Annotated in this window: 7 protein-coding genes and 1 pseudogene; 2 read left to right on the forward strand and 6 right to left on the reverse strand. The window is 71.4% G+C overall.

The genetic code is table 11. The annotated features are described in order from the left end of the window. Window positions 1–35: 35 nt before the first annotated feature. Entirely contained in the window at window positions 36–2,792 is a 2,757-nt protein-coding gene (locus ACWC21_RS24405; protein WP_450884932.1) for an alkaline phosphatase family protein, read from the forward strand. A gap of 144 nt (window positions 2,793–2,936) precedes the next feature. Here ACWC21_RS24405 and ACWC21_RS24410 read toward each other — a convergent pair whose 3' ends face one another. From ACWC21_RS24410 to ACWC21_RS24430, 5 genes are all read right to left on the reverse strand, one after another. Beyond that, the gene (locus ACWC21_RS24410; protein ID WP_450884933.1) at window positions 2,937–3,830 is read right to left on the reverse strand and encodes an alpha/beta hydrolase; all 894 of its coding nucleotides are present in this window, start codon (window positions 3,828–3,830) and stop codon (window positions 2,937–2,939) included. A gap of 163 nt (window positions 3,831–3,993) precedes the next feature. Beyond that, window positions 3,994–6,633, reverse strand: coding sequence for a glycosyl hydrolase (locus tag ACWC21_RS24415; RefSeq protein WP_450884934.1), 2,640 nt, complete (start codon window positions 6,631–6,633; stop codon window positions 3,994–3,996). Window positions 6,634–6,767: 134 nt separating this feature from the next. Beyond that, a complete protein-coding gene (locus ACWC21_RS24420; RefSeq protein WP_450884935.1) occupies window positions 6,768–8,348 on the reverse strand; it encodes a sigma-70 family RNA polymerase sigma factor in 1,581 nt (526 codons plus the stop codon). An 894-nt stretch (window positions 8,349–9,242) separates the two neighbouring features. Continuing rightward, entirely contained in the window at window positions 9,243–10,310 is a 1,068-nt protein-coding gene (locus ACWC21_RS24425; protein WP_450884936.1) for a hypothetical protein, read from the reverse strand. Window positions 10,311–10,401: 91 nt separating this feature from the next. After that, window positions 10,402–10,581, reverse strand: coding sequence for a hypothetical protein (locus tag ACWC21_RS24430; RefSeq protein ID WP_450884937.1), 180 nt, complete (start codon window positions 10,579–10,581; stop codon window positions 10,402–10,404). A 201-nt stretch (window positions 10,582–10,782) separates the two neighbouring features. Between ACWC21_RS24430 and ACWC21_RS24435 the strand changes: the two genes are divergently transcribed. Then, window positions 10,783–13,464 carry a tetratricopeptide repeat protein gene (locus ACWC21_RS24435; protein ID WP_450884938.1) on the forward strand — a complete coding sequence of 894 codons (2,682 nt, stop codon included), beginning with the start codon at window positions 10,783–10,785 and terminating at the stop codon, window positions 13,462–13,464. A 115-nt stretch (window positions 13,465–13,579) separates the two neighbouring features. On the opposite strand, the pseudogene ACWC21_RS24440 reads toward ACWC21_RS24435, so the two are convergent. Further along, a pseudogene (locus ACWC21_RS24440) lies at window positions 13,580–13,806 on the reverse strand (alpha/beta hydrolase); the annotation flags it as partial.

Raw genomic sequence — 13,806 nt, forward strand, 5'->3', positions numbered from 1 at the left:
CCCGACCTCCTCCCCTCCCCCGAAGGGACAGTTCCATGCAGGTAACACGGCAGCGTCGGAGCAGCGAGAAGGAGCAGATCAGCCTTCTCGGCAGACGCGTCGGGCGCCGGACCTTGCTGGTGACGGCGGGCATCGCGGTCGCTCTCGGTGTCACGGGCACCGCCGTCGCCTCGACGTACCGGTTCGGCACCCAGCAGGTCGGCCAGGTCACCAAGGACGGTCAGGTCGTCGCCGCCGACCAGTACATCAACCCGTACGGCGACCGCACCGTCATCAACGACGGCAAGATCATGTCGTCCTCGGTCAGCCCGGACGGCACCCACCTCGCGGCCTCGGTCGCCGACGGCGACGCGTCGCTGGTCGTCATGGACCTGGGGACCGGGCAGGTGAAGCAGAAGGTCGGCACCAACAAGGCGGACGACCTGCGCATCGGCAGCGCCGCCGTCGGCCAGGAGGGGCCGACGTACTCGCCCGACGGCAAGCAGCTGTGGCTGGGCCAGAGCGACGGCTACACCAAGTTCACCGTGAACGCCGACGGCACCCTCGCCAACCCGACGGCCGTCTCCATCCCGGCCGACGGCTCCAAGCACGCGCTGGTGGGCGCGGCGGTGTTCTCGGCCGACGGCTCCACCGTGTACTCCGCGGTCAACGGCCAGAACCGGGTCGTCGCCATCGACGCGGCGACCGGGGCCGTCAAGCAGAGCTGGTCCGTCGGCAACGCCCCCCGTGGCCTCGCCGTGGTCGGCGACAAGCTCTACGTCAGCAACGAGGGCGGGCGTCCGGCCGCGGCCGGCGACACCACGATGAACTCCTACGGCACCCAGGTGCCGGCCGACCCGGACACCGGCGCCGCCACCACCGGCACGGTCAGCGTCATCAGCCTGGCGGACCCGTCGGCGGCCGTCGGCAGCATCGACGTCGGTCTGCACCCGACCGCGGTGTACGCGAAGAAGGGCGCGGTGTTCGTCACCAACACCGCCGACAACAGCGTGTCGGTCATCGACGCCGCCAAGGACAAGGTCGTACAGACCATCGCCACCCAGCCCTGGCCGGAGGCGAAGGTCGGTTACGAGCCCAACGCGGTGACGCTCACCGACGACGGCCACCTGCTGGTGACGCTCGGCCGCGCCAACGCGGTCGCCGTCTACCGCTACAACTCCCCGCAGCAGCCCGCGGGTTTCGTCGGCCTCCTCCCGACGGACTACTTCCCCTCGGAGATCACCACCGTCGGCAAGAAGGTGGTCGTCTCCAACACCCGTGGTATCGACGCCCGCCGGCCCACCACCAACGCCGGGCACGGCACCCACGACACGACGTCCAGCCTGACGCAGTTCACGCTGCCGGACGACAGCGTCACCAGGTCCGAGACCGTCAAGGTCTTCCGGCAGAACGGCTGGACCCCGGGCTCGGTCAACTCGGCCAAGGGCCACAGCCACGCCAGGCCGCTGCCGGTTCCGCTGCGGCTCGGCGACCCTTCGACGATCAAGCACGTCTTCCTGCTCGTCAAGGAGAACCGGACCTACGACCAGGTCTTCGGCGACATCCCGAAGGGCAACGGCGACCCGTCGGTCACCCAGTTCGGTGAGAACGTGACGCCGAACCAGCACGCGCTGGCCCAGCAGTTCGGGCTGTACGACAACTTCTACGACGTCGGCACGAACTCCGCCGAGGGCCACAACTGGCTGATGCAGTCCGACAACCCGGAGTACACCGAGTCGTCGGCCGGCGAGTACACGCGCAGCTACGACACCGAGGACGACGTCCTCGGCCACCAGAAGACCGGCTTCATCTGGACCGGTGCGCAGGCGGCCGGCAAGTCCGTCAAGGACTACGGCGAGTTCCAGTCGATCGAGAGCAAGCCGGCCGACGCGACCTGGCAGAACCTGTACTGCGACGCCAAGAACATGGAGGCGACCGGGCAGCAGACCCAGTACCCCATCCAGACGGGCTCGGCGATCCCGTCGCTGAACAAGGTGTCCGTGCCCGGCTTCCCGATGTTCGACCTCAGCGTCCCGGACGTCTACAAGGAACAGATCTGGAAGCAGGACTTCGAGAAGAACGGACCGGCGAACCTGAACATGTTCTGGTTCTCCAACGACCACACCGGTGGCCCGGCGAGCCCGGCCGCCGAGGTCGCGGACAACGACCTCGCGGTCGGCAGGACGGTCGACGCGATCACGCACAGCAAGTACTGGAAGGACTCGGCGATCTTCATCGTCGAGGACGACTCCCAGGCCGGCCTCGACCACGTCGACGGCCACCGTGCCCCGGTCCAGATCATCAGCCCCTACGCCCGGCGCGGCACCGTCGACAGCCACTACTACTCGCAGATCACGATGATCCGCACCATCGAGCAGATCCTCGGGATCCACCCGATGAACCAGATGGACAGCGCGGCCACCCCGATGTTCGGGGCCTTCACTCCGAGGCCGGACTACACGCCGTTCACGGCGCAGCCCAACCGGACCTCGCTGACCCTCGGCCTGAGCACCCAGCCCTCCTGCGGCTCGGACACCCCGGCACCGCAGGACGCCAAGGCGGCGCCCGCCCCGAGGTCCGTGACGGTGCCGGCGGCCGAGCGGAAGGTCGCGGCGCAGTGGAGGACGTGGGAGTCGCACCAGCGGCTGACCGGCTCCAAGGCGGTGCCGGACTTCGCGAACCCGGAGCAGATGAACCGCCTCACGTGGTACGAGACGCACGACTGGGCCAAGCCGTACCCCGGCGACAGCCGGATCTACGCGCCGAACGACGTGCCCGGCGCCTTCATCCCGTCGCCGGAGAACGACGGCTGACGTAGCCGGTCCCCCGAGGGCCCCCGGCCGGCAGCGCTGCCGGCCGGGGGCCCTCACCCGTACGGGCTCCAGGGTGCCGCCCGCCTTGCGCGGCCGGGAGCCGACGGTCAGCGGGCCTCGGCGGCGAGGACTGGCAGCGCCTCGTCAGTCGCAGAGCGCGGTCCGCAGGGTGGTGGCCATGAGGTCGATGGCTTCCTTCGCCTCCGGCACCGGGCCGGTGTGCGTGAAGTAGTGGTCGACACCCTCGAAGACGCGGTGGGTGACCGGGACACCGGCGGCGTCCAGGGCCTTGGCGTAGGCGTCGCCCTCGTCGCGCAGGCGGTCGTGCTCCGCGGTGATGACCAGGGCGGGGGGAAGTCCGGCGAGGTCGTCGGCCAGTCCGGGCGAGACGAGCGGGTGCGCGCGGTCGGCCGGGTCCGGGACGTAGGCGCCGGTGAAGATCCGCATGAGCTGGGAGCTGAGCAGCGGCTTGGCGATGAGGGACTGCTTCGTGGCGGGGTCGGCGAGCTGGTCGAGGGGTGCCGAGTCGATGATCTGGAGCCGGGGCGAGAAGGTGCCGCGGTCCCGGGCCAGCCGGCAGACCGCGGCGGTCAGGTTGGCTCCGGCGCTGTGGCCGCCCACGGCGAGTCGTGAACCGTCCCAGTCGCCCGCGCCGCCGTTCCCGGCGACCCAGGCGGTGACGTCGTACGCCTGGTTCACGGGTACGGGGAACTGCCGCTGCGGTGCGACCGCGTAGTCCACGTTGACGACGACGCAGCCGGCCTTGGCGGCGATGTAGCGGCAGATGTGGTCGTCCTGCTCGGGACGGGCGACCACGAAACCGCCGCCGTGGAAGTTGACGTACACGGGGGCAGGGGATCCGGCCGGCGTCGACGGGCGGTAGACGGTGCAGGTCACGGGTCCGGCACCGGTCTCCACCCGCAGGGTTTCGGTGCTTCCCGGGAGGTCGGTGAAGCGCAGGTCCTCGTGTACGCGGGCCATCATGCGGCCGAGCACCAGCTGGATGCCCATGGCCTGGATGCTTGAGCTGAAAGGCATGACTCGCCCTCCGTCACTACAACTTTGAAGTATCAGGAATCCTGATGATGGATGATCGTCCGGCAACATGCAATGGGCGTCTCCGATCCGGTTCGTCCGCACCCCCCGTGCACGCGGCGGTGACCCCGGAGACCGGGATCACCGCCGCGGACCGCTGCCGGGGTCAGTCGCAGTCGCGCACCCTGATGGCGGAGATGCCGCGGCCGTGCGTCGCCGCGTACAGAGTCCTGCCGTCGGGACTCAGCTTCAGCTGGAGCACGGCGACGGCCGGGAGGGAACCGACGCGCTGCCACTTGGTGCGGCCGGGGGCGCGGTAGACGACGCCGAGGTCGGTGGCGACGGCGAGGCCGCCGTTCGGCATCACGACCGCCGAGTCGGCCGGCACGTCGGGGAGGTTCGCCGAGACGTCCTTCCAGGTGGTGCCGCCGTCGGTGGACTCGAAGACGTGGCCGACGCCGGCGCCGGGACCCTCGGTCCAGTGCCGGGAGAAGCCGTTGACCGCGAGGAAGACGTGGTCGGCGTTCCCGGGGTCGACGGCGAAGCCGCTGAGGTAGCGGTTGGGCACGGTCCCGTTCACCGGCAGGGCGATGTCGTGCCAGCCGGTGCCGTCCGCGTTGCCGACGGAGATGCCCCGGGCGAAGCCCTGGTTGTTGCAGGGGCCGCACCAGGCGGCGTACACCTTGCCGCCCGAGGCCGCGACGGCGGTCGCGGTACGGCCGGAGCCGAGGTCGTACACGCTCTTCCACTCGGCGCCGCTGCGGATGGCGTAGCCGTGGGTCTGCACCCAGATGTGGCGGCCGCCCGCGATCCAGGTCGAGCTGTTCCTGGCGTCGGCCGCGAGCGGGGCGATGAAGCGGGCCTCGCTGGTGGCGTTGTCGGCCGGGGCGACGTTGTACGACGTGGCCTTGCTCGGGTCGGTGGACCAGCTGCCGTCGTTGACCGCACAGTTCTGGGTCACCTGGATGGCGAGGTAGACGTACTCCTGGGCGATGTCGCAGCCGTTGGCCGGGTCGGTGAGGGTGTCGCCGCCGTCGCCGCCGAAGTTCGAGCCCATGACCTTGTCGTCGCCGCGCAGGATGGACTGGCCGTTGTCCTGGAGGCCGCCGGTGACGGAGACGCCGCCGTGCTCGAGGTCCTTGCCGACGCCCACGGAGTAGTACTGCAGGGTGTCGATGGTGCCGTCGTTCAGGGACGTCCAGTCGGTCGCGTGGCCGGAGGAGTCCTGGGCGCCGTCGACCGGACGCCTGTAGGCGCCGCCGTCATTGCCCACGTACACGTAGCTCTTGCCGTGGTAGCGGCCGATCGCGACGCCGTGCTGGTCGGAGTGCGTCGTCTGGCTGCAGGCGCCGGTCTGCCTGGCCGGGTCGATGCTCCAGCAGGGAAAGGTGAAGTTCCAGTACGGGCCGACGGTCGACCAGGTGCCGCCGCCGTCCCTGGTCTCGTAGACCTCCTCCAGGCCGGCGTACACGTGCTCCGCGTTCGCCGGGTCGACGGCCAGGAACTGGTTGTACCAGGCCTGCACGCCGGGCATGTAACCGGCGGTGGTCAGTGCCGAGTTGTCGGCGGCCAGCCCCTTGTAGTCGGCGATCTTCGTCCATGGGCCCGCCGGGGAGCCCGACTTGGAGACGTAGATGCCCTCCAGACCGCTGTCCGGGTTGGTGTTCAGCTGCTCCGGGGACTGGTCGATGGCGTAGTAGCGGGAGCCGTCGGCGGAGCGGGCGAAGGTGACGTCGCCGATGTCGTCCGCGTCGGCCGGCAGGTCGCCCAGGCCGCTGGTGATCCGCGTCCAGGCGCCCTTCACCTTGGTGTAGAAGCCGTTGTAGTCGTCACCGCTGCGCCAGCCGACCGCGAGAACCACCTTCGAGGGGTCCTTCGGGTCGACGGCGATGTCGTTGGCGATGTTCTTGTACGCCGCGTCGGGGTCGTCGGCCTTCGAACCGCCCGGCAGGTAGTCGGGGTTGGGCGCGTACTCCAGCTTCCAGGCACCGCCGAGCTTCCTGGTGGAGTGGCTCCACACGCCCTCGCTGGTCGCCGCCCAGACCTTGCCGCCCCCGAAGCGCAGCTCGTGGATGGTGGTGGACTCCAGTTCGTCGCCGCCGACCCGGCTGCGCGAGGAGAACGTGCCGTGGTGCGGGTCGGACAGGACGTAGACGCCGCTGCCGAGGTAGGCGTCCGCGTTGGTGGTGGCCTCGCCGGTGCCCAGCCACAGCCGTCCGCCGTGGTCGACCGCGAGCGCGCCGGTGGACTGCGAGGGCAACCGGTCGCTGATCGGCCGCCAGTGCCCGCCGCCGCTGCGCGAACGCCACACGCCGCCGCCCGCGCTGCCCGCGTACACGTACCCGTCGTCGTCGGCGGCCATCGCGGCCATGCGGCCGGTGACGTTGCCCGAGCCGCCGCTGGAGTTGGAGTCGACGTCACGGTAGCGCGGGTCGTCGGAGTTGTACGGCAGGTCGGTGATGTCGCGCCAACGGCCGCCGGTGACGGGCAGTTTGCGCAGGCTCGTCCAGGCGGCGCCGTACGCGCCCGGTGCGACGATGCCGGGTGAGGTGCGGGCCTCGGCGTACTGGTCCGCGCCCTCGGCGATCTCGTCGGCCTCGTTGCCGTCGTCGTCCTCCGCCTTCGCCGAAGGGTTCATGGCTCCCACCGACCGCTCGCGTTCGGCGGCCAGTTGTCCGAGCGTACGGACCCCGAAGGGGCTGTGGTGTCCGCCGGGCGCGGCGCTCGCGGGTATCGCGAGAAGTCCGGCGGATGCGGTGGTGGCGCAGATCGTGAGCCACCGTCTTCTACGGGTCGGTGCTGGCACCAGGTCCTCCCAAACGGGCGTCGACAGACCGTCGGAAGAGACCTGACCACGGGTGGGAGGAGGCGTTGGGCACTTGGAGAATTCTTTGATCAGAACCTGTCACTTCGGGAGGTTGCCGCGGTTCACCGCATCCTTCACCAGGGCGCCACGAGAACGAAGGAACGGCTGGCCCGGTACGAGGCCGTGTTCTCGGCGGGGTCCAGCCACAGCTGGAGGTTGTCCCGGTGACGGAGGTAGCGGCCGGGGTAGTTGTAGGACTCCAGGGAGACCGAACCGGCCGTGGAACCGGAACGGGGGCAGAAGGTGGCGTCCTTCTGGAAGAGGGCGGACCGGTCGTCGGTGTCCAGTCGGATGCGGAAGGCGTAGTGCCGCAGATACCGGCCCGTGGCGTCCCTGAGTGAGTAGCAGCGGGGGTCGGCCAGGCCGGGAACGAAGGTGAAGGTGGCCGCCTGCCGGGCGACGGCGGAGCTGGTGGCGCCGACCGGGTTCAGGACGCCGAGCCTGCCGGACTGACTCACGTAGTCGCCGGGGTCGTCGACCGACCGCAGGGCGTGCCGCCCCGAGAACCGCGCCTCGGCCGTCGTCGCCGGGGCTGCCGTCGGCGTCGGCGCAGGCGACGGCGTATGCGTCGGTGTCGGTGTCGGTGTCGGTGAGGCGAACGTTCTCGGGGACGGCGGCACGGACGGGGCGGGCGACAGCGGGGCCGCCGCGGCGGGCCGCGCGGCCGGCTCGTGCGATCCCGTGGCGGTGTACCAGGCCACTCCGGCGGCCGCGAGCGCGACGGCACCGGCGGCCGCCACCGCCGCGGGCTTGGCGCCCAGCCTGCCGATCGTCCGCGCCGTACGGCTCGCCCCGCTCGCCGTACGCGTGCCCGCGCCGACGGCGGTCGCCCCGGCCGGACCCGCCCCCAGCGCCCTGGCCAGTACCAGGCCGGCCAGGCCGACCGGCACCGGCACCAGCGCGAGGCCGGCCAGCAGCCCCTCCGCCGGTACCAGGTCGGACGAGCTCGACAGGCACCGCGGACAGTCGCGGACATGGCGTGCCAGCCGCTTGCGCCACAGCGCGGACGGCCGCCCGTCCCACGAGGCGAGTACGGCGGCCAGGTCCGGGCAGCGCGGCGAGGCCGTCACCGCTCGTACGACGGTGCGCGCCGTCTCCAGCCGTTCCTTCACCCGCTGGACGCGGACCGCGGCATGCTGCGGTGTGAGGTGGCAGGCGGCCGAGAGCTCGCCGCGGGTCAGTTCACCGGCGCTCTCCATCCACCACAGCGCGAGTACCTCGCGATCCTCCTCCTCCAGCCAGCGGGTCGCCTCCACCGCTTCACGCCGCTGGCCCGACAGAGCGAGCCGAAGAATCGCCAGGTCGGAGAAGTCTGCCTGGGGGTCTGCTTCCTGGGCGTTCTCTTCCAGCGGTTCCGCGGTGAGCCAGATGCGCCCCCTGCGCCACCGGTCGCGGATCTGCCGTACGGTGATGGCGACGAGCCAGGACCGGAAACGGTCCGGTTGCTCCAGGCCGGGCAACCCGTTCAGGACCCGCACCATCGTCTCCTGGACCACGTCGTCGACGTCGCTGTGCCCGTCCAGCGCCCGCCCGACGATGTTGTAGACCAACGGCAGACAGTCCCGTACCAGCTGTTCCGCGGCCTGCCGGTCCCCGGCCCGCGCGGCCATGACGACGGTGACGTCCGGCTGTTCCTGCGTGTCCCGCGAGCGCACCCCGCCCCACCCGTCCCGTCGCCTTGCCGATGTGCCGAGGGCGACAGTGTGCCAGGGGCGAGACCGGGGGATCTGCGTGGGTCGCTTGTCAGGTGCCGCCCCACGCGAAGTGGCCAGACGGGGTAAGCCGTGCCCCTGCTTCCCTGTCTGCGCCTCGTTCCGGGCGGCAACGCCCGGCTCACGCACTGTGCGTGGCCCGCGACGCCGTCGACGCGCCGCGTCGGCCGCGCGATGCCGGGGTCTCCGTCCGTATGCCGTGTTCCAGGTCGGCCGAGCGGAACCGAAGGCGTCGAGCGGGCCACGTACGCCGGCCCGTCGTACTCACGGGCGAGCACCGTCGACGCCATGTGGAACCGGTACGTCCGAGGATCTTGGCAAACCTTGCCGATCAGTGCAGATCAATGCCGATTCTCGGCGCCTTGCCAGGTCGGATGAGGTGAGCGGTGTCCCTGATTCTCGGCCCTTGTCAGTCTGTTCCCATCCTTGCGTCCTCGACGCGTCCCCACAGGACGGGGCCGGAGACACTGGACGGTCATTGCGCCGGCTCAGGAGCGGGGCTCGGTCCCGCAGCGGATTCCTTTTCCCGCGTGCGGAGACTCCGCCCCGGGTGTCAGGGTGAAGCCTCCGTGACCGTTCTCGTCCAGGTCCGGCCCCAGAAGTGGCGCTGGGACCGGGCCCGGAACAGTGCCCGGGGGCTACTGGCCCCCGCAGCCGGCTCAGACCGGGACGGCCAGGAGGACCAAGCCCAGGCCCGGACGGCCGGCCGGCACCAGGAGGCGGCGGCCGCCTCACCCTGCTGCTCCGACAGACGACCGGCTGCGGACCAGCAGACTCCACCGGCGCCCGCACCATCAGGGGACGACAGGATCGCTTGAGTAGTCATGAACCGCCCGATCAATGCTCCAGGGGCAGGCCCGGCAGGGCGCCGTCAGCCCACGGGGCGAGATTGGCGGGCAGCCCGGCGATGAGGGCGGTGAGCCGCTCGATCGCGCGGACGGCATCGAGGTCGTAGTCGGCCGGCCGGCCCCCGGTTCCGCCGTCCTGTGTGTCGGCCGGCTGGTCCCTGAGCACGGTGAGGACGTCCCGTCCCTGGATCGACCACTCCATCACCTCGGCGGCCAGCATCGCCTCGATGGTCTTCTCGGTGACCAGTGCCTCGGCGAAGTCCGGTCGCAGCGTTTCGACTTCGAGGGCGTATCGAGTGCGCCGGCCGGGCCTGCCGCGCAGCGCGATCCGAATGGACGGGAAGGCGGTGTCCAGGTGCACGGCACAGACGGTCACATGGTGCTGCTGCCAGGCCCGGAAGGGCGCGAAAGGTTCGGGCTCGAAGGCGTCCGCGATCGTGAATCTCAGGCCTCCATGGGTGCCGGACATCACGGCGAAGGGGTCGCGGAGTCCGGCCTGGGGCGGGCTGTTCAAGACCTCGGCCGGGGTGGTGGACAACCGTTGCAGGGGCCCGGGCTTCCAGCGCCCGGCGAGAGCCGGCAGACGGTCGCGGAAGGCCCAGCCACGAGCACGCGCGAACGTGCCGCGCTCGGCGACGGTGACGGCCTTGGCCGGGCGTCGCCGGAAGCCCGGCACCGCGTAGTAGACGGCGGTCAGAGCGCCGTACTCGGCCACGGCGACCAGCCAGTGCACCCATTCCAGCGTCCAGCCGGCGCAGAAGAGACCGGCCGCCGCCAAGAAGTACGGCGAGAAGCACTGCAGAGGTGTTCCGCCTGCCCGATGCCGGGAGGTCCATACGGTTTCATCACCTCCCGGCACCCGGCCCGGGGCCGGTGCGCGGTTGAGGGACAGGGCCGCCGCCAGGTTGACCAGACCGAGCACCAGCGCGATCGGAACGGCGGCGAGACAGGCCGTCGCCCAGTCACCCCCTCGCGCGTCGATGATACGGAACCAGATGGCCGACAAGGCGCCCAGCAGCGCGATGGGCAGACACCCCAGACCCGAGTACGCAAGCACCGTCTTCCCCCTTCAGGCCGGATGTGCGGGACACCTGCGTGGTGATCGGCCGGAATCGCCCGCTCGGTTCTCCGCTCACGGCTGTCGCTCGCTACGACCGCTGCTTGCGCCGTGCCGACATCAGACCGATCACTCCGACGATCGCGAGAGGGGCCGCGACGAGGGTGATGACCGGTGCCCCGCCGATGAGGCCGACGGCGTTGCCGAGGACCCCGATGAGGACCAGTGCCCTCCATACGGCGAGGTTGCCGCCTGTCTGTTCCTGCGCCATGTCGCTTCCTCCGCGTTGCCGGATCCGATGGAGCGGCAACGTACTTCGCCACAGACCCGCCCCGCTGCGCGCAGACCTCCCCAGGTGGCATCAGGGCAGGTCGGACCGGGCGGGAGAGCGGTACGGGAAGTCCCCGGACCGGGCCGGACCGGGGGACGGAACCGGTCCCGTGATCCGGGCGTTCCGCCTAGAGTTGCTGAGATGGAAGAGCCGGAGCCCCCGGAGTCGGAGGAGTCGCCGAGAGCGGCGTTCGCCGCTGCGCTGACGCGGCTTAGGCACCGCCTGCCGGATCTGTCGGACGAGGTGCTGGCCCGGCGAGCAAGCCGTACGGCGCTGCCGTCCGGGCGCCGCGTCAGCGTCAACGCCCGCAGGCTCGGTGAGTGGCTGAGCGGGCGGTCGGTGCCCCGTGACTTCCATGCCGTGGTCGCCCTCGTGCGCGCCGTCGAGTCGCTGGCGGGCCCCGCTGGTCCGCGGTCCTCGATCGCCGGCTGGGAGCGGCTGTGGCGCGCGGCGTACGAGGACCGCGCCCCTGCGGTGCCCGCGCCGCGCATCGCCGCCGACCGGGCCGGAGGCGCGGCGGACGAGGTGGTCGTCGGTCGGCCGCCGAGCGACGCGGCCTCGTTGCGGGAGCGGGCGGCCCTGTCGAGTGCGATCGACGTGGCGCTGCAAGACGACGCGGTCCGGGAGGTCATCCTCACGGGGGCGGGCGGAGTGGGGAAGTCGCAACTCGCCGCAGCCGCCTTCCACCGGTCCAGGCAGCCCGGCGGGGTACGAGTGTGGGTGCCCGCCTCATCCCGTCAGTCCGTGCTCACTGCGTACGCGCGCGCGTGGCGGGTGGTCTCGGGCGGGGAAGGCGGAAACGGGTGGGACGACGAGACGCAGGCCGACCTCTTCGTCGCATGGCTGCGTAAGACGACGCGGCCATGGCTTGTCGTACTGGACGATGTCGACGACCCAATGGACCTGCGGGGCCTCCGGCCGGTTGGGGAACACGGCAAGAGCATGGTGACAACCCGTCGGCGGGACGCGGCGGTGATCCGTCCGTCCTCCCGGATCGTGCAGGTCGCGACCTTCGCGCCCAAGGAGGCCGTCGACTACCTCCGCTCACGCCTCGCGGCCGGCGAAGGCGGGGACGACGAAGGGGAGCTGCTCGCGCTGGCGGAAAGGCTCGGCCACTTCCCGCTCGCGCTGTCCCAGGCGGCGGCGTTCCTCATCGACACCGGCATATCCCTGACCACGTACCGTCAACTCCTGGAGGACCAGCGGCAGACGCTTTCCGATCTGCTGCCGGCGACCTCCCCGGCCGACGAACACGGCGAAACCGTGGCCACCGCCTGGCGGCTCGCCCTGGACCGGGCGCAGACTCTCGCACCCGCCGGAAGCGCCAGAGCCACCCTGGAACTTCTGTCGATGCTCGCACCGGACGGCATCACGGAGGCGGTGTTGCACACGACGGCGGCCCGCCGGTGGATCGTCCAAGGAGCGGACGACCACAGCGACACAGGCCGCGGACCGGCGCAGCCCGGCGAACGGGCCGTGCTCCTCTCACTGCGCGCTCTGCACCGGCTCAGCCTGGTGATGCACGACCCGTCCCGCACGCCCGCGTCGGTCGAGGCGCACGCCCTCGTGCAGCGCGCCGCCCGCGAGAGCGTACCGGAGCAGGTCCTGGCGCGCCTCGCCGTGGCAGCCGCCGACGCCGTGGAGGAACTCTGGTCGTCCACGGCGGAGAGCGCATACGAGCCCGAGACGGAGGCGGCCCTGTACCGCAGCGTCGAAGTCCTGCGCCGGACCACGGGCGGGGACCGGCTGTGGGACGGCCGCATGCACCCTGTCCTGCGCCGTATAGGCCCCTATCTCGCCGGACTCGGCCGCGACGCGGCGGCGCGGGACGTCTGCCAGGAGCTGCTGGACGTGGCGCGCTCCCGCCTCGGGGACGAGCACCGCGATGTCCTGTACCTGCGGTGCCGGGTCGCCCTGGCCGCCGGCGAGCTGGGGGACGCGGCGTCGACCCGCGCATCCTTGGAGAACATCCGGCGGGACGCCGAGCGGATCCTGGGCCCGAGAAACCCGGACACCCTGACGGTACGGCTGCACGAGGCCCGCTTCCGGATGGAGGAGGGCGCGGTGGCCGCCGCCCTGAACGACTTCACCGAACTCGCCGGCCAGGCGGCCGAAGCCCTCGGCACGGGCCATCCCCTGGTACTCGACGCGCGAAGCCACGCTGCGCTCTGCCGTGGCCTGGCCGGCGACGCCGTCGGCGCGCGGGACGCCTGCGCCGCCCTCGTCGAGATGCTGGAACAGCGGCACGGCCCCGGACACCTGCTCACGCTGAGCGCCCTCACCGATCTGGGCAGATGGACCGGCGAGGCAGGCGACACGCATGCGGCGGTCGACATCTACCTGCGGGCGGTGGCACGGTTGGAGTCCGCCGTCGGCCGCCTTCACCGGGACACCCTCATCGCCCGGCACAACCTCGCGTACTGGCGGGGACTGGCGGGCCAACTCGAGCGCGCGGTCGAGGAGTTCACCGCCGCGGCCGAGGACGCCGAGCGCGCGCTCGGCGCCGACCATCCGACCACTCTCACCTACCGCGTCAACCTGAGCTTCTGGCGCGGCCTCGCCGGCGAGCCGGCCAGGGCGCTCGCGGAGTTGGCCGATCTGCAGCCCAGGGTCGACAGCGTGCTCGGCGCCGACCACCCTCGTGCGCTGCGGACCCGCCAGCAACGCGCCGAGCTCCTGGAACGCTCGGGCGACAGGGGCGGGGCCGCCACCCTGCTCGCCTCGCTGCTGGCCGACATGATCCGTGTCCAGGGCAGCGGCCACCCGCGTACCCGCGAGGCCGCGGAGGCGCTGGCCCGCTGCGGCGAGCCGGAGATCCGGTGAGGTTCGCCGGTCTCCGTGACGGCGTGCCGGTGCAGCGTGCGGCCGGCGGGAACCTCGGGCGGTTTCCGCCTGACGAGCACCAGCCCCTCACGCCCCGGTGCCGATGCGATCGGGCTCACGGCAGCACCCGCTCGTTCTCGATGTGCGTGAGTACCCGCTCCAGCCAGGCCAGTAGGTCGCCCTCGACTTCGGCGTGGTTGGTCTCGTTGAACAGCTCGTGCCGCGCTTCGGGGTGGATGCGGTAGGTGATGTCGGTGAGGCCGGCCTGCCGGTAGCGGTCGACGAGCAGGTCACTCAGCGCGAGCCCGTCGTTGAGCGGGTCCCGGTCGCCGACCAGGACAT

This window comes from Streptomyces sp. NPDC001348, assembly GCF_053597535.1.

Coding starts and splice junctions, on each gene's coding strand:
- ACWC21_RS24405 (WP_450884932.1), top strand. CDS start 36: ATGCAGGTAACACGGCAGCGTCGGAGCAGCGAGAAGGAGCAGATCAGC.
- ACWC21_RS24410 (WP_450884933.1), bottom strand. CDS start 3,830: ATGCCTTTCAGCTCAAGCATCCAGGCCATGGGCATCCAGCTGGTGCTC.
- ACWC21_RS24430 (WP_450884937.1), bottom strand. CDS start 10,581: ATGGCGCAGGAACAGACAGGCGGCAACCTCGCCGTATGGAGGGCACTG.
- ACWC21_RS24435 (WP_450884938.1), top strand. CDS start 10,783: ATGGAAGAGCCGGAGCCCCCGGAGTCGGAGGAGTCGCCGAGAGCGGCG.